We start from the raw sequence: 17,046 nt of genomic DNA on the forward strand, positions 1-17,046 counted from the left end.
CATTAATTTTAGACTAATTTGTTTTCGAGCAGATATTCTGCAATTTGTACCGCGTTTGTTGCGGCACCTTTGCGAAGATTATCGGCGACAATCCACATGTTCAGTGTTTTGGGTTGGGAAAGATCTTTTCGAATTCTTCCGACAAAAACTTCATCTTTTCCTTCTGCATAAAGTGGCATTGGATAAATGCTGTTTTTCACATCATCTAGAACAATAACTCCAGGAGTATTTGATAGAATTTTTCGAACTTCATCTAGATCAAAATCGTTTTCAAATTCGATATTTACGCTTTCGGAATGACCACCTTGAACAGGAACGCGAACTGCAGTTGCGGTAATATTGAAGGTTTGATCGCCCATAATTTTCTTGGGTTCGGTCATTAATTTTATTTCCTCTTTCGTGTAATCATCATTAGAAAAAACATCACATTGTGGCAATGCATTTTTAAAGATTTCGTACGGATAAACTTTTGCAACATCACTGTTTCCAGCGATTTCAGCATTGAGTTGATCAACTGCATTTTTCCCTGTTCCAGTAACTGATTGATACGTGGAAACGATTACTCTTTTCAAATTATATTTCAAATTTAGAGGATGCAGTACCATGACCAACTGAATGGTTGAACAGTTTGGATTTGCGATGATTTTGTCTTCTTTCGAAAGCTCTTTTGCGTTGATTTCAGGAACGATTAGCTTTTTATCGGCCTCCATTCTCCATGCAGAAGAATTATCAATCACGGTGGTTCCTACTGCTGCAAATTTGGGGGCAAATTCTAGAGAAGTTGATCCGCCTGCTGAAAAAAGGGCAATTTCAGGTTTCATATCGATTGCGGTTTGCATCGATACGATTTGATATTCTTTACCTTTAAAATTAATGACTTTACCAACCGATTTTTCGGAAGCTACAGGAATTAATTCGGTAAGGGGGAAATTTCTTTCCTCTAAAACTTTTAACATGACTTGACCCACCATTCCGGTTGCGCCAACAAGTGCTACTTTCATTCTTTATAATTGATTAAAGATGATTGATATTTATGCTCCAAAAACTCTCATCCAAGGAAATGCGTACGCGAATAAAATCACGGCAACAACGCCCATAATTACGATTCCGAAGTTGAGTTTATCGTTGGTTTTTAATTTTTTATTGATAATGGTCATTAAAATGGCTCCAATGATCATGGAGAAAGGATGTTCTACAAATGTCTGTCTGTTGTAAGAATCGCTCATCAAAGTTCCACCATCTAGTGCAGCTTTAAAACCGGGTGAAAAAATGAATAGCAAGGTAATTCCTACCAAAGCCTGAATATGAAACAAAATCATGGTAATTAAAGTGGATTTTTTGAGAAGTTTTGAAATTTTCCCAGAGTATCCAAACATACAAACGAGTAATGAAATGAGAAATACTGCCACCAAAAGTAAAACGAGGTAGCCAAATCCTTTGTGAGCCTGAAGAAAAATGTTGTAAAAATCCATTTTATTTTTTTTAATGTTAACGGCAAAGATAAAAAAAATCCCGACGATTGCCGGGATTTAGGTATGATAAAATCTAAGTGATTAGAAGTTGAAAGATAAAGTTGCCGCCCAAGTTCTACCGAATCCGAAGAATACTTGATTTTGCTGGCTAACTCCATTCCAGTTTCCTGCACTTACATAATTGTTGTAATTAGTAGTAAGTTGTGCTGCAGTAAGAGTTGGGTTTAAAGAAGAATATTCTTCCTTGGTTAGGTCTGCAAGTGTATTGGTGTTAGATTCTGCGATATAAGTTTTATCTAACAAGTTATATACATTTCCTCTCAAAGTGAAATACTGTTTAGCATTGCTCATTTTTACTTTGAATGATAATCCTAAATCAACCAAACCGAAAGTTGGCAATTCTAATGCGCCTTTTTTACCTGATGCTTCATACAAAAAGTTCAAAGGGTTTACGTTTGCATATAAGTTTCTAACTCCACGATACATGGCATCAAAGCTCACCCAATCTGTAGGTTTTAGGGTAAATCCAGCTCCAGCGGTAAACTGTGCAGAGTTTCCAACTTTTACTTTATCCAAGTAAAGGGTTGTACCTGAAACACTTCCTCCCAATGCAATTGGCTCATTGGTTTCTGTAAACATATCACCTGTTGCATTTCCTTCGTAGAACCAGTCTCCCATAGACAACATTCCATTAAGTGAAATCATTTTAGTCACATTTGCAGTTGCATCGATTTCTAAACCTTGGTGAATTTCTGTAATTCCAGAAATATTGGCATAAGCAGATGTAGTAGTAATGTTTGTAGTAGGATTTGATGGATCAGGATAAGTCACTGTAATGTTTGATCTTCTTTGGAATCTATCTTTCCAAGATGTTCTGTATAAGTTTACGTTTGCAGTAAAAATTCCAGATCTAAAGCCATATCCTAATTCTACTCCAAAGATTTTTTCATTGGTTAAGTTCGGGTTTAGGAAGTTCTTGTTATTTGGATATACCGCGTTTAAGAATGGTTGCTTAGAGTAGTAACCAATATTTCCGAATACGTTATGATGCTCATCGATATTGTAATTTGCACCAGCTTTCACGTTGTAACCAAATAAGTTTTTGAATCCAGTTTTTGTATTTAAAACAGGGTTGATTGCTGTAGGTTGGTTGGTCGCTGGAGTTCCTGCTAAAGTTCCGTTTAATAAAGATACGCCATCAACAATGAAGTTATCAATCCTTTGGAAACCTTGCTCAGAAATAGCTCCTTGCAAGAATGCAGACAATTTATCATTGGAGTATTCTAATTGTCCGAAACCTCCGTACCAAATAACCTCACCATCATTATCATAAGTAACCATATCGCTTAGGTTGTTGATTTTTCCTCCAAAAGGATTCCAATCTGGATTCGTACCGAAAGTATTCGTTACGATGTTTGGTGCGATATTTTTATTGGTATTGTCTTTAAATGCAGTAGCTCCTAATAAATTAGAGATGGTTTGATAGTGATAACCGTAATAATATCTTCCATCTATACCTACTGTGAAGTTAAGGTTATCATTCAGTTTATGGTTAAAACTTGAAATTGCACCGTACCAGTTGTGTGAATTAATAGAAGAAACCTGTACCAAAGTGTTTAGTGGAGCACTAGTAGCATTTACAGCAACCGCTGCATTTTCTGTAAAAATTTGATCGAAGTTAAGCAAACCGTCAGTAGTTCTTGCGAAAGCAGTAATTGCTTTAGTTCCGCCAACTCTACCTGCGTTTCCGTTCACACCACCACCACGTCCGAAAGAAGCGTAAACGATTGTGTTCAATTTTGATTTGTCAGAAATAGTCCAGTCCCAGTTTAAAGACATTACTGGTTTGTGGTAATAATTGATTCTATTAGAAACCAATTCCCCATTTCTAAACCCGTAATCTGAGTTATATTGAGTGTCTGGAACTCCGCTCTCATCACTATATTTGATATAATCACTAATAGAAATGTAGGTGCTTCTGTTGTTATGCGTTTGTGGAGCGCCTGTTAATGTAAACTGAAAATCGTGCTTTTTGTTCGGTTGAAAACCTAATGCAAAATAATAGTTATACCCTTCAAATTTTGTAGCGTCTGCAAATGTTGAACCTGCAGTTCTGCTCATCAAAAATGAAGATGACCATCCTTTTTGGCTTTTACCTGTATTGTAAGCAAATAAAGATTTTTGATAATCATTATTACCAACACCAACGGAAACAACACCGCCTTGTTTTTTATCTGCAGCTCTTGTTAAGATATTTACTGTTCCTCCTACTGAAGCAATCGCTAATTTAGAAGAACCTAAACCTCTTTGTACCTGCATTGCAGAAGTTACATCAGAAAGTCCTGCCCAGTTTGACCAGAAAACACGTCCGTTTTCCATGTCGTTTACAGGCATTCCATTTACCATTACAGCGATATTTTCTTGAGAAAAACCACGAATATTTAATTTCGACTCTCCGAAACCTCCACCTCCTTTCGTTGCATAAACTGATGGAGTGGCGTTTAGAATTTCTGGAAACTCTTGGTTACCCAATTTTTCCACAATTTGTGCTTCCTTAATCGTAGAAACAGCTACCGGTGTTTTGCGGTCTTTTGCGATATCAGCAACACCTGTAAGTACAACCTGCTCGATATCAGCTTCTCTGCTTAAGGTATCTTTCGCCGACTGTGCATAATAAACACTTGCTGTTGAAAGTGTGATAACAACCGTTAACATCGACTTTTTTAACAAATTACTTTTCATAAATTTTAAACTTAGGTTTAATTCTAATTAATTGGTGCAAAATTATTCAAAAATAGTGGAACATTTATTAATAAATTGTTAAATTTTAAAGTTTTGTTAAAAATTAATTAAATAATTGATTACGAGTATTTTATGTTTTGTTTTATGTGCCGAATATTATTATCGTAATTGTGTTATATATAATGTTTTTCTTATTTAAGTGTATTTACTGTAAATTCTTAACCGCCTTTAAACTGAGGTCAATGTTGCCTGCAGAATGGGTTAAAGCTCCTGCCGAAATAAAATCTACTCCCGTATTGGCGATTTCTTGTAAGCGATCTCTCGTCACTCCTCCTGAAGCTTCACTTTCGCATTTTCCATTGATGAGTTGTACTGCCTTTTTCATATTCAGCGTATCCATATTGTCTAACATAATTCGATCCGCTCCCGATTTTAATGCTTCTTCAACTTCTGCTAGATTGCGAGTTTCCACTTCAATCTTTAGTTTCTTTTTGGCTTTTTTTACGTATTCTTTAGCCATTTTTACGGCATTGGTAATGCTTCCATTATAATCGATATGGTTGTCTTTCAACATGATCATATCGTACAAACCGTATCGGTGATTGGTTCCGCCACCAATTACAACTGCCCATTTTTCGCAAATTCTAAAATTGGGCGTCGTTTTTCTAGTGTCTAAAAGTTTCGTTTTCGTACCCAATAATCTTGAGTCCCAATCATGAGTCAACGTTGCGATTCCGCTCATTCTTTGCATACAATTTAAAACCAGTCTTTCGGTAGAAAGGATTGAACGAGCGCTTCCTGTTACATAAAAAGCAATGTCGCCTACTTTTGCAGAATCACCGTCTTTTAGCAAACGTTCTACAACCAGATTTTTATCGAATTGTTTGAAAATAATTTCTGCCAATTCCACACCGGCCAAAATGCAATCTTCTTTCACCAAAAGCTTGGCTTTTTGTTGCAAATCTTTCGGAATGGTAGAAAGCGTGGAATGGTCGCCATCTTGAATATCTTCTTCCAAAGCATTTTTAATAAATGTTTTGAGAGCTTTTTCGGTTACATATAGTGGTTTTTTCATAAATTTTTAATTTTTAAATGAGATACCGATAATTATATCGGTATCAATTTTATTAGTTTCTATTTTTAAGTTCATTTTCTATATCTTCGATGCTTGGTAAAGAAGATTTAAAATTTTCGGGCAAAATTTTTCTTAATTCGTAGGAAGAAATTCCCAGAGGTTTGTGCAAATCTGTCAAAGAATATTCTGCAATAATGTCGTCTTTGGTTTTACAAGTAATTAATCCAACGGTTGCGTTGTCGTTTTCATCACGAAATTGTTTATCAACTGCGGTAACATAGAAATTTAGTTTCCCTGGATGTTCTGGCTCAAAATTCCCGGATTTCAGTTCTATAACCACATATCTTTTCAGTTTAATATGATAAAAAAGCAAATCGATAAAAAAACTTTGACTGCCCACTTTCAATTCTACCTGCTTTCCAACGAATGCGAAACCGCTTCCCAACTCGATTAAAAAATTTTGAATATTATCGATCAAAGCATTTTCTAATTCTTTCTCTTTGAAATTTGCTGTTATTTGTAAAAAATCAAAATTATAAGGATCTTTCAAAGTTTCTTTTATTAAATCGCTTTGATAATCGGGCAAAGTTTTAGAAAAATTGGTAATCGCTTTTCCCTGAGATTGATATAAATTCCCCGAAATCATATTTAGCAAAACCGAACGGCTCCAACCGTTTTCAATGGTTTTATTGACGTAAAAAAATGCTTCTTCAATGTTTTTCATTTTGTAAAAATTTCAACGTGATGAAACCAAGGAATTAAAAAAAGTTTTTGAGGGAAATCGGCAACAGCTTGGTGACGAATTGAGTTTTCATCAATTTTCAATTCTCCACCAACTTGGTGGAAATTTGAATGATCTTGTATCTTTTTGAATTCGTTAGCAAGTTGCTGACGTATTGTAAGTTCTTGATTATAAAACAAGTAGAATCTTTTGATGAATTTCAAATTACTTTCAGAAAACCCTTTCATATTAGGAAATTCAATCATCAAATCTTTGCTCAACTGCTTGAAAAATCCCAAACCATAAGTGTTTTCAATATTTCTTTCGGCAATTTCCTTTCCCATTTCCCAATACAATTCCAGCAAAGCAGAGTTTACTTTGATGGCGGCTTTTATTTGGCTTTGCTGGATTTTTTGTTTTAATTCAAAAATCCAATTTTTGTAATCTGGGTCTGTGAATTTCATTTGCGCCTTTTATTTAAATTAAAAATTCCTCGCAATCGGTTCATCATTTCGGCTCCATTCACTCCAAGAACCGACGTACAAATTTGGAATTTTAAAACCGGCATACTCTAAAGCCAACAAAGTATGACAAGCTGTAACACCTGATCCACAATGAATTGCTATGTTTTCGGAAGGAATATTTTTTAAAAATTCAGCATATTTTTCGTGCAGGATTTCTGGGCTTTTAAAGGTTCCGTCTTCATTCAAATTTTCTTTGAAGGGAATATTTATAGCTCCCGGAATATGTCCCGCAATTTCATCAATGGGTTCAGATTTCCCGTCGTAACGGTCTTTTTCCCGAACATCAATGACCAAATATTCCGAATTTTCCGAATTTTTTTCAATGAAATCTATTTCAACTTTCGGAAGTTTCCAAGCTTTTAAAGAAAGTTTTTCTACGTTTTTAGCTTTGACAGGGTCAGAATTAATGGGAAATCCTTTTTCTTTTGCCATTTGAAAACCGCCATTCAAAACCTGAACTTTTTCAATTCCGGCAGATCTCAACATCCACCAAAATCTTGCAGCAGCGTTGGATGCGTTTTTATCATCATAAACAATGACGTGAGAATTTTCCTCGATTCCTAATCGTTGCAAAAGTTCTGCAAATTTTTGCAAACTCGGTAAAGGATGTCTTCCACCGTTTTTTGCATTTTCTGGAATTTCGGCTAAATCTTTATTTAAATCTACATATAATGCACCTTCTAAATGTTTTGAAAGATAATTTTCGTAGGCAGAATCGCCACTTCCAGCATCAATAATCACCAAGTTTTCTTGGTTTAAACGATGAATTTCTTCTGAATTAATAATTGGAGCTATTTTCATTTCACCAAATCTTTATTAAAAAAAGCACCTTTATTTTCCTTCATTAATAAGGAATGTTTGATGATCAAATAAGAAATATTCGTCAGATTTCTGAGTTCTGAAAGTTTTGGCGACAGAATAGAGTAGCTGTACAATTCATTCACCGCTTCGAAAATTTCCTGCTGTTTTTTCTTTGCCAATGCCAATCGATCGTTGCTTCTTACAATACTTACCAAATCGCTCATCATTTCCTGCAATTGTCTTCTGAGATAAGAAACCATCACCATTTCGTCCATCATTTTCATGCCTTCTTCGTTCCATTCTGGGACTGCTTTTAAGTCATCAAAATTGAAATCATTAACTTTTAAAAGTTCAACCGTTTTCAAAGCAGCATTATGTCCGAAAACCATTCCTTCTAATAAAGAATTGGAAGCCAGTCGATTAGCGCCATGTAAACCGGAATTGGTACATTCGCCGACTGCAAATAAATTTTTAATGGAACTTTGACCATTCATATCGGTTTCAATTCCGCCCATTAAATAATGACAAGCGGGAACTACGGGAATCAATTGTTTGAAAGGATCAATTCCTTCATCGATGCATTTTTGATAAATATTCGGAAAATGTTCCACAAATTTCGCATGATCCATCTCGCGACAATCTAATCCTACATAATCATCCCCAGAAATTTTCAACTCGCTATCAATCGCTCTTGCAACGATATCACGGGAAGCTAATTCTTCGCGTTCATCATATTTGTGCATGAATTTTTCGCCGTTTTTGGTTCGCAATTTTGCACCATCGCCTCGAACTGCTTCAGAAATCAAAAACAACATTCCATCTATTTTAGAATACAAAGCAGTTGGATGAAACTGGTAATATTGCATGTTTGAAATTTTTCCTCTCGCTCTGTGAACAAAAGCAATTCCATCGCCGGTTGCAATAATCGGATTCGTCGTATTTTTATAAACATGTCCAGCTCCACCAGTTGCGACCAAGGTTATTTTGGCTGTAATTTTTTTAATGGTTTTGCTTTTTTCATCTAAAATATAAGCGCCGTAACAATCGATCTTCTCCAAATCGAAAATTTTTCCTGGAACATGATGCTGCGTAATCAAATCGATGACATAATGATGCGCCATGATTTCGATATTCGGAGATTTGTTGATGGTTGCTAATAAAGCACGTTCAATTTCTTTTCCAGTGATGTCTTTGTGATGCACGATTCGGTTTTCGGTGTGACCACCTTCTCTTCCGAGCATGAGATGACCGTCTTTTTGATCAAAATTGGTTCCCCATTCTACGAGTTCTTTGAATCTTTCGGGACCTTCTTCGATGACCATTTTCACGACTTCCAGATTATTTTCGCCGTCTCCAGCTCTCATCGTATCGTCAATGTGTTTTTGGAAACCATCTTTGTCGAAATCTGTTACAACAGCCAATCCACCTTGAGCGTATTTGGTATTGCTTTCATCTTCATCGGCTTTGGTGACGATGATGATTTTCGCTTCGGGCATTTTTTCTGAAATTTTTATCGCATAAGAAAGTCCGGAGATTCCTGATCCGATGACGAGTACGTCTGCTTTTATCATACTTTTGAATTCAAAATTAGGTGTTTTTTATTTAAATTTTTGGGTAATTATCAGGATTTAGCTGAGCAAAACGAACACCGTAAATAATAGCAGTTTTCGTAGTTTCATAAAGAACATAATGCAAAAGAATCGGGAATTTTTTCACTTGGCGAATCCTCATTTCGTCATACCGTATTTGGAAAAAAGGGATTTCTTCTAATTGTAACAAACACTCATCGAAACATTTCATAAATTTATTTCCGAGTTCAAAAGAAATATTTGCATAAAAATCCATCGCAAGATCCAAATCACTCAATGCTTCTTCCGAAAGTATTACCTCAAACATTACAAATATTTCTCACGAATTTCTCGCCATGATTGGAAATTTTCAGGTTTTGAATTTTTCACTCTTTCACGCATCAAATCTTTTTCCTCCTCTGATATTTCGAAATCGATATTTTCTACTTTCGGAAATATAATCACTTCCGCATATTCTGCGTCGAAATTTTCAGGAAGCTGAATATCTAATTTGTGGTTTTTTACTTCTACTATTTGTCTGATTGCATTCATTTTACCTCATTTAAAAATTAAAATTACATAAATTTAAACAATTTATCTTCCGGTTTTCGCACTTTTTTCATGGTTTGGAAAACATCGTCTTCTGCTCGAAAACCGAGTGCTAAAGTTACCGCCACTTTTTCTTGCTCAGGATCGAGTCCCAAAATTTCATCAATGGTTTCTTGTTTAAATCCTTCCATCGGACACGTATCCACATTTTCTAATGCTGCGGCAAACATGAGGTTTCCTAAGACGATATAGCTTTGTTTATCTGCCCAAATCAGTACTTCTTCTGCCTGCAAATGCTGAATGTGCTTACTGATGCTTTCCCGAAAAGGATTCAAAGTTTCCAGTGCAACTTCCCTGGTTTCTGAAATGTGAGTAAAATACTTGCCGATATAGTCATTGTTAATGTTGCTTTTTGAGACAATAACAATCAAATGCGAACACGTTGAAATCTGTACTGGATTATAAAAGGCAGGAATAAGTTGGTGTTTCATTTCCGGACTTTCCACAATGATAATCCGATAGGGTTGTAATCCTAATGAACTCGCTGAAAGTCTGGCTGCTTCCAGAATATTGTCTAGCGATTCAGGCGAAACTATTTTTTCGGCATCAAATTTTTTCACCGAATATCTTTTGTTCAGTGCTTCAAGGTAATTCATGTAACAAAGATAATTAAATGAGTCGGAAGTATGGTTGAAGATTTTTGGAATAAAAGCCGCGCTTTTTCAAAAAAAATAAAGAAAAATTGATGCGCGCTCTCTTATGAACAGATCAAAATTACCAAAATGCAATTCATCAAATCGTAATGATGAATGCAATCGAAGATGAAATTTTTTGAAGGAAGATGTACATTTTTAAAATGGAATTTTAAAATATTTAGCCTATTTCAATCAAAATAATACGCTATTTATCGAAAAGTCCGCCGTCTTTTTGGTTTTCAAAAAACGCATCAATAAGTAAAGGTTCTGTTTGTGCAGCTTTTACTGCAAGTTGATCACAGATTTCATTTTCCAGATGTCCAGCGTGACCTTTTACCCAGTGAAAAGTGGTTTTGTGTTCTTTGAGCAAAGGAATCATCCGCTTCCATAAATCTGGATTTTTTTTATTTTTAAAACCGATTTTCATCCAAGATTGGAGCCATTTTTTTTGAATGGCATCTACCACATATTTGCTGTCGGTATAAATATGAATGTCGTTTTCCGTGGATTTTAATTTTTCCAAAGCCGTAATGACCGCCAACAATTCCATGCGATTATTGGTGGTGAGTCGAAAACCTTGGGAATATCTTTTTTCGTAATTTTTTTCGGGAACTTTCATGACGATTCCGTAACCGCCTTTTCCGGGATTTCCGCTGCAAGCACCGTCGGTGTAAATTTCTATTTTAAGGCTCATTTCTAAAACTGAAAATCGTCATCATCATCTTCATCATTCATCGAAGAGCCGGAAAGGTTTTGCTTACTCGGTAAATCGAAAGCTGCACCTGGATCAATCGTTGTTTTTATTTTTTCGAAACCACTCGGAGCGTCGAGTTGCCCAAAATTAGAAGGTTGATAACCGCCGGTTCCGTATTGGTTTCCAAATAAATCGAGATCGGCGAATTTTGCAATATTTTTGAAGAAAGACATTCTTACATCTGCAGTTGCACCATTTCTGTGTTTCGCGATAATGAGTTCTGCCTGGTTTTCTGTGGAACTTTCGCCACCGTCTTCGTCATTATCCCAAGTTGCAATCTTATAATATTCGGGGCGGAAAATAAAGGAAACAATATCTGCATCCTGCTCAATCGCTCCAGATTCCCGAAGGTCAGAGAGCATTGGTCTTTTTCCGGGGCGTGTTTCTACACTTCTTGAAAGTTGGGAAAGTGCAATTACCGGAACATTGAGTTCTTTTGCAATCGCCTTTAAAGAGCGGGAGATTGTTGCAATTTCCTGTTCCCGATTTCCAGCGCCGCCTTTTCCGGAGTTTGCGGTCATTAGTTGCAGGTAATCGACCATGATGATTTTCACACCGTGCTGCATTACGAGTCTTCGGCATTTTGCGCGGAAGTCGAATACCGAAAGTGACGGAGTTTCATCAATATATAAAGGAGCGTTTTCTAGGGCAGAAACATTAGAGAATAATCGTTGCCATTCTTCATCGTTCATTTGTCCTTTCCGTAATTTTTCTGAAGAAATTCCCGTTTCGGAAGCAATCATTCTTGTAATTAATTGAACAGAAGCCATTTCCAGAGAAAATAGTGCTAATGGAACTTGGTGTTCTACTGCAATATTTCGCGCCATAGAAAGAAGAAAAGCCGTTTTTCCCATCGCGGGACGAGCGGCGATAATAATTAAATCCGAATTTTGCCAACCACCGGTTTCTTTGTCAATGTCTTTGAATCCTGAAGGAATTCCAGAAATTCCTTCTTTGTCTTTTAAAGCTTTGATGGTTTCTATGGCTTGTTTGACCAAAGTATTTGCGGTGTCGAAACCTTTTTTGATGGTTCCGTTGGTGATTTCAAAGAAGGATTGTTCGGCTTTATCTAAAAGTTCAAAAACATCGGTGGATTCCTTGTAAGAACTGTCGATGACATTTGCAGAAACATTAATTAAACTTCTTAAAATAAATTTTTCTAAGATAACCCGCACATGATATTCAATGTGTGCACTGGAAGAAACTCCCATCGTTAAATCAATGATATAATGATCACCACCTGCAAAACTGAGTTTTTCTGTTTTTTTCAGTTGTTGGATTACGGTCATTAAATCTACAGGATGGTTTCCTTCGTAAAGTTTTAGAATAGCACGAAAAATTTCCTGATGACGAGGATCGTAAAAAACTTCAGCGGTGAGAAGGTCGATTGAATAATCGAGTCCTTTTTTATCGATCAAAAAAGTTCCGATCACCAGTTTTTCGAATTCTATTGCATTTGGTGGCATTTTACCGTCGGAAATAGAAAGTTCCTTGGCGAAATTACCGTGTATTAGTGAAGATAAAGTGTCCTTTTGTGTCATGAGACAAAGATAGTTTTTTAAAGTTTTTAAAGCGATTTATTAATCAACATTTCACTGAATTATTGAGGTAAAATATTGATTAATAAATTGTTAAAATGTTGATAAGTTGGTAAAACACGTGGTTGTTCTTTTAGCCCGGATCGCAGTGGAAATCCTTTTTTTTTGGGAGTGGTGAAGCGAGGGCGAAAAAAGATTGCAACGTAGAGCCGGACTGGTTTTCGTAAAAGATCAACTCTTGTTGCTCCTAAAATTAGTAATTCATTTTGCGAAGTTTAGGAACTTTACTTGCCACCAAAAGGGAAATCAAAACCGTCATGGTGCCGCCAAAAACGACGGAGCGAACCACGCCAAGAAGTTTGGCTGCGACGCCACTTTCAAATTGTCCCATTTCGTTGCTCGACATGATGAAGATGGAATTCACGCTCAACACGCGTCCACGAATATAATCTGGAGTTTTTAATTGTACAATGGTTCCGCGAATAACGACAGAAATACCATCGAGCATTCCGCTGAAAACGAGGAGAAAAAAGGAGAGCCAATACAATTTGGACAAACCGAAACCGATGATGCATAAACCAAATCCTGCAACGGCAACGAGTAATATTTTCCCTTGATTTTTGGTTAATGGGAAAAAAGCCAGTGTTAAAATAATACACATGGATCCAAGATCTGAAGCGGCGTTGAGCAAACCGAAACCTTCTGCGCCGACTTTTAAAATATCGGTTGCAAAGACCGGAATCATGGCAACTGCACCGCCAAAAAGCACAGCAAACATATCCAAACACAGAGCGCCAAGAATTTCTTTGGTTTTGTAGATGTAGGCAATTCCTTCTTTCATGCTTTTTACGACTCCCATTTTTACATCGCTGTTTTCGGAAGGATGTTGGTTGAGTTGCCAAAAGAAAAGAGAAGAAAAAAGCATTAATCCAACCACGACTAAAATGGTTCCGGAAATATCAATCCAATGAATTAGAAATCCGCCCAGAGCATGACCAAAAACAGATGCAGTTAAAAAAGTGCCTTGATTAAGAGTGATTGCATTGGGAAGTTGATCTCTGGAAACAATTTTTGGAATCATTGAAGGAACGATCGGACCAATAAATGCTCTGCAAAAACCCGTAAAAAAGATGACTGCATAAATGAAATAGGAAATTTGCAGGTTGCTGAAATGTAGAAATTGGTGTCCGAAAAAGGCGGGAATTGCCAATAAACTGATCAGGAAAACATAAGCATAGTTACAAATTAATAAAAGTCTTTTCTTTTCGGAATTGTCGATCACATGACCTGCGTAAAGTGCAGTAGAAACGGCGGGAATTACTTCTGATAAACCTATTAAACCAATGGCAAAAGGATCTTTGGTTAATTGATAAATCCACCATCCCATTAATGTAGCCAACATTCTGAAGGATAAAATTAGAAAAAACCTTCCCGTCATTAAATTACGAAATTCGGGAATTTTTAGGGTTTGAATAGGTTGTAGAGAAATCATTTTGCAAAAGTAAATTTTCAAAACTAAAAAACATCTAATAATTTACCGCGATTGCATCTATTATTTAAGGTGTTGTCTGCAAATAAAGCATTATTAATTTTAATCGAAAATTTGGGGCATTTTCCTGCGCTTTGGATTTTATGATTCCATAGTTGCGAAGGTTGTTGTTCACGGAGTTTAAATTAATATTTTATCTTTGAAACATGAACTGGATTATATTAATTATCGGAGGATTATTTGAAACTGCCTTTGCAACATGCCTTGGAAAAGCGCAGGAAACTACGGGAAAAGAAAGTTATTTCTGGTGGGGAGGTTTTGTAATTTCTTTATTTTTGAGTATGTTTTTATTGTACAAAGCAATTTCTGTGGGAACAAACCCGATACCGATTGGAACCGCTTATGCAGTTTGGACAGGAATTGGAGCAGTCGGAGCAGTTTTGATGGGGATTTTTGTTTTTAATGAACCGGCTACTTTCTGGAGAATGTTTTTTGTAATGGCTTTGATTGCGTCTGTAGTCGGATTGAAGTTGGTTAGTTCGTAGGTCAGTTATTTGAATATTGAAATTTTTTGTAATTTAGGGTGTTTTCACGGTATGTTTTTAGGAATGGAATAATTAATTTTGTTTAATTAATCTTAAAATTTACATGATGAAAACAAAATTACTTTCTTTATTTGCGTTGTGCACGCTAACATTTGCACAAGCGCAAACCAATCTTCTTATTGAAGGATTCGATGCAATAACCTTACCTGGTTGGACTCTAACAAATCAAAGTGTTCCAATTGGTTCTACAAGTTGGTTTCAGGGGAATACGGCGGTTTTTAATTCCCAGTCAGGAGCAACTAATTCATACATTGGAGCAAATTTTAATAATACAACTGGAGCGAATACGATCAGTAACTGGTTAATTACCCCGCAAGTTTTAGTACAGGATGGAGATGTTTTAAAATTCTGGACGAGAACAGCAACCGGTGCTACTTTTGCAGATCGTTTGGAAATAAGGTCGTCTTTAGGAGCAACTCCTACTATTCCCAGTGGTGCAACTAATGTAGGTTCTTTTACTACTGTTCATCTTACGATCAATCCTACTTTATTAGCAGGAGCAGGTAGTTATCCAGATGTATGGACAGAGTTCACCATTACTGTAGCAGGCGTTTCTGCAACACCAGTTGCCATGAATTTTGCTTTCCGTTATTTTGTAACAAGTGGCGGTCCTAGTGGAGCCAACTCAAATTATATCGGAATCGACACTTTTTCTCTTGTAAGACCAGCTTTAGCAGTTTCTAATGTAAACAAAGCAGCAATTTCTATTTATCCAAATCCTACAAGGGATTACTTAAATGTAAGTGCTTCATCTAAAGTTAATAAAATTGAAGTATATGATATTTCAGGTAAAAAAGTAAATGCTGATTTCGTTGACAATAAAGTTGACGTACAAAATCTTGCAAAAGGTTCTTACCTAATCAAAATTACTGACGCTTTTGGAACTACCACCCAGAAATTTATTAAAAAATAATGATTCTTTGAAATCTAAGAAACAATGAAAGCCCTTAATTTGAGGGCTTTTTTTATTGTTTTTTTTAGGATGTAGAAAATGAGATTTTAAATTTTTCTAAGAAATCCGCAATTTTTCTGTCATTGGCCAATCTCGGAATTTTATTTTGACCGCCCAGTTTTCCTTCCGATTTTGCAAATTCCTGAAACGCCTTTTTCTTTAATGCGGTTATGATTAAAGGCTGCAGGATTTTCCCCGAAATTAAATCATCATAATACGAGTTTCTTTTCCGCATTTCGTCATCCAGGTTTTTTCTGAAATCATCTAGATTTTCCGGTTCTTTTTCAAATTCAATCAACCATTCGTGATAAGGCAAACCTTCGCTTGGATTTACTTCTGGAGCCAAATGGAATTCTGTAATCTGTGCCGGAAATTTTTCCACCGTCGCTTTCATCGCTTCTTCCACTTCGAAAGCGATTACATGTTCACCAAAAGCTGAGGTGAAATGTTTGGTTCTTCCCGAAACTAAAATACGGAAAGGATCTTTCGATATAAAACGCACTACATCTCCTATGGAATAGGCCCAAAGTCCAGAATTGGTGGTTAAAATCAACGCATAATCTTTGTTGAGTTCTATTTCTCCTAAAGTCAATCTCTTTGCTTCCGGTTTTCCGTATTCTTCCAAAGGAATAAATTCATAGAAAATTCCATGATTGGTCAAAAGAAGCAATCCTTCTTTCTCGAAATTGTCTTGAAAAGCAAAAAAACCTTCACTCGCCGGAAAAGTTTGAAGGGTATCTACTTTTCCGCCCAGAAGTTCTTCCATCTTTTCGCGGTACGGTTCGTAATTTACACCGCCGGTTATGATTAGCTGTAAATTCGGAAACAAGTTGGTGATTTTCTTGCCGTTTCGTTCAATTAATTTTTCGAAATACATGATCAACCACGGCGGAATGCCGGAAATCAACGTCATGTTTTCTTTTTCGGTCTCTTTTACGATTTCGTCAACTTTGGTTTCCCAATCTTCGATGAGGTTGGTTTGCTGACTTGGCAATCGGTTTTTCTGTAAATAATTGGGAATATGATGTGCGACGATCCCAGAAAGGCGACCTGTTTGAATGCCGTTAATTTCCTCTAATTCTGGACTGCCCTGCAAGAAAATCATTTTCCCGGAAACAAAATCGGAATTATTTTTTTGAGCCATATAGTGAAACAAAGCACTTCGGGCTGCATTAAGTTGAAAAGGCATTCCTTCTTTAGAAATGGGGATGTATTTGGAACCAGAAGTGGTACCGGAAGTTTTCGCAAAATATTGCGGAGTTTCAGTCCAAAGAATATTTCGCTGACCTTTCTTTACCTTTTCGATGTAAGGTTTTAAATCTTCGTAATCAGCAATTTGCACCTTATTTTGAAAATCGGAAATGGCATGAATATTCTCAAACTGATGTTCTCTGCCGAACAAAGTTTTTTCTGCAGTTTTTACCAAAGACAAGAGCAATTTCTCCTGATCTTCTACCGCGTTTTTTTGGAAGGTGAAGGCTTCTGCAACATGTTTTTTTGCCCAGATCAAAGCAATTTTCTTCTTGATTAAATTTAGCATAGCACAAATTTAACGGATTTT

The 17,046-nt window shown here is 36.3% G+C and carries 17 protein-coding genes; 2 read left to right on the top strand and 15 right to left on the bottom strand.

Annotated features, from left to right (window positions below):
• Nucleotides 1–8 precede the first annotated feature (8 nt).
• From asd to BW932_RS09285, 14 genes are all read right to left on the bottom strand, one after another.
• A complete protein-coding gene (asd, locus tag BW932_RS09225) occupies nt 9–1,001 on the bottom strand; it encodes an aspartate-semialdehyde dehydrogenase (protein ID WP_076387215.1) in 993 nt (330 codons plus the stop codon).
• Between the two features lie 30 nt (nt 1,002–1,031).
• Entirely contained in the window at nt 1,032–1,472 is a 441-nt protein-coding gene (locus BW932_RS09230) for a hypothetical protein (protein WP_076387216.1), read from the bottom strand.
• Between the two features lie 81 nt (nt 1,473–1,553).
• Nucleotides 1,554–4,214 carry a TonB-dependent receptor gene (locus BW932_RS09235; protein ID WP_076387217.1) on the bottom strand — a complete coding sequence of 887 codons (2,661 nt, stop codon included), beginning with the start codon at nt 4,212–4,214 and terminating at the stop codon, nt 1,554–1,556.
• Nucleotides 4,215–4,419: 205 nt separating this feature from the next.
• Nucleotides 4,420–5,289, bottom strand: a complete 870-nt coding sequence (nadC, locus tag BW932_RS09240; RefSeq protein WP_076387218.1) for a carboxylating nicotinate-nucleotide diphosphorylase — start codon at nt 5,287–5,289, stop codon at nt 4,420–4,422.
• A 52-nt stretch (nt 5,290–5,341) separates the two neighbouring features.
• Nucleotides 5,342–6,013 carry a PDDEXK nuclease domain-containing protein gene (locus BW932_RS14515; RefSeq protein WP_245820700.1) on the bottom strand — a complete coding sequence of 224 codons (672 nt, stop codon included), beginning with the start codon at nt 6,011–6,013 and terminating at the stop codon, nt 5,342–5,344.
• A complete protein-coding gene (locus tag BW932_RS14520) occupies nt 6,010–6,474 on the bottom strand; it encodes a DUF1016 N-terminal domain-containing protein (protein WP_245820702.1) in 465 nt (154 codons plus the stop codon). Before BW932_RS14520 ends, BW932_RS14515 begins: the two co-directional genes overlap by 4 nt.
• A gap of 18 nt (nt 6,475–6,492) precedes the next feature.
• Nucleotides 6,493–7,335, bottom strand: coding sequence for a sulfurtransferase (locus BW932_RS09250; protein ID WP_076387219.1), 843 nt, complete (start codon nt 7,333–7,335; stop codon nt 6,493–6,495).
• A complete protein-coding gene (nadB, locus tag BW932_RS09255) occupies nt 7,332–8,906 on the bottom strand; it encodes an L-aspartate oxidase (protein ID WP_076387220.1) in 1,575 nt (524 codons plus the stop codon). The genes BW932_RS09250 and nadB overlap by 4 nt, the downstream gene beginning before the upstream one ends.
• 31 nt (nt 8,907–8,937) lie before the next feature.
• Nucleotides 8,938–9,231, bottom strand: coding sequence for a hypothetical protein (locus tag BW932_RS09260; RefSeq protein WP_076387221.1), 294 nt, complete (start codon nt 9,229–9,231; stop codon nt 8,938–8,940).
• Nucleotides 9,231–9,455, bottom strand: coding sequence for a hypothetical protein (locus BW932_RS09265; protein ID WP_076387222.1), 225 nt, complete (start codon nt 9,453–9,455; stop codon nt 9,231–9,233). Before BW932_RS09265 ends, BW932_RS09260 begins: the two co-directional genes overlap by 1 nt.
• A gap of 23 nt (nt 9,456–9,478) precedes the next feature.
• Nucleotides 9,479–10,108, bottom strand: coding sequence for an NAD(P)H-dependent oxidoreductase (locus BW932_RS09270; protein ID WP_076387223.1), 630 nt, complete (start codon nt 10,106–10,108; stop codon nt 9,479–9,481).
• A 244-nt stretch (nt 10,109–10,352) separates the two neighbouring features.
• Complete coding sequence (rnhA, locus tag BW932_RS09275; protein WP_076387224.1) at nt 10,353–10,841, bottom strand: ribonuclease HI; 489 nt, start codon at nt 10,839–10,841, stop codon at nt 10,353–10,355.
• Between the two features lie 2 nt (nt 10,842–10,843).
• Nucleotides 10,844–12,442 carry a replicative DNA helicase gene (dnaB, locus tag BW932_RS09280; protein ID WP_076387225.1) on the bottom strand — a complete coding sequence of 533 codons (1,599 nt, stop codon included), beginning with the start codon at nt 12,440–12,442 and terminating at the stop codon, nt 10,844–10,846.
• 250 nt (nt 12,443–12,692) lie between these two features.
• Nucleotides 12,693–13,931, bottom strand: a complete 1,239-nt coding sequence (locus tag BW932_RS09285) for an MFS transporter (protein ID WP_076387226.1) — start codon at nt 13,929–13,931, stop codon at nt 12,693–12,695.
• Between the two features lie 203 nt (nt 13,932–14,134).
• Here BW932_RS09285 and BW932_RS09290 point away from each other — a divergent pair, with 203 nt between their 5' ends.
• Both BW932_RS09290 and BW932_RS09295 read left to right on the top strand, forming a co-directional pair.
• Nucleotides 14,135–14,473, top strand: a complete 339-nt coding sequence (locus BW932_RS09290) for a DMT family transporter (protein WP_076387227.1) — start codon at nt 14,135–14,137, stop codon at nt 14,471–14,473.
• A gap of 106 nt (nt 14,474–14,579) precedes the next feature.
• The gene (locus BW932_RS09295; protein WP_159436427.1) at nt 14,580–15,446 is read left to right on the top strand and encodes a T9SS-dependent choice-of-anchor J family protein; all 867 of its coding nucleotides are present in this window, start codon (nt 14,580–14,582) and stop codon (nt 15,444–15,446) included.
• Nucleotides 15,447–15,510: 64 nt separating this feature from the next.
• Here BW932_RS09295 and BW932_RS09300 read toward each other — a convergent pair whose 3' ends face one another.
• Nucleotides 15,511–17,025, bottom strand: coding sequence for a GH3 auxin-responsive promoter family protein (locus tag BW932_RS09300; RefSeq protein WP_076387229.1), 1,515 nt, complete (start codon nt 17,023–17,025; stop codon nt 15,511–15,513).
• Nucleotides 17,026–17,046: the final 21 nt, after the last annotated feature.

The organism is Kaistella chaponensis (assembly GCF_900156725.1).
Lineage (GTDB): Bacteria > Bacteroidota > Bacteroidia > Flavobacteriales > Weeksellaceae > Kaistella > Kaistella chaponensis.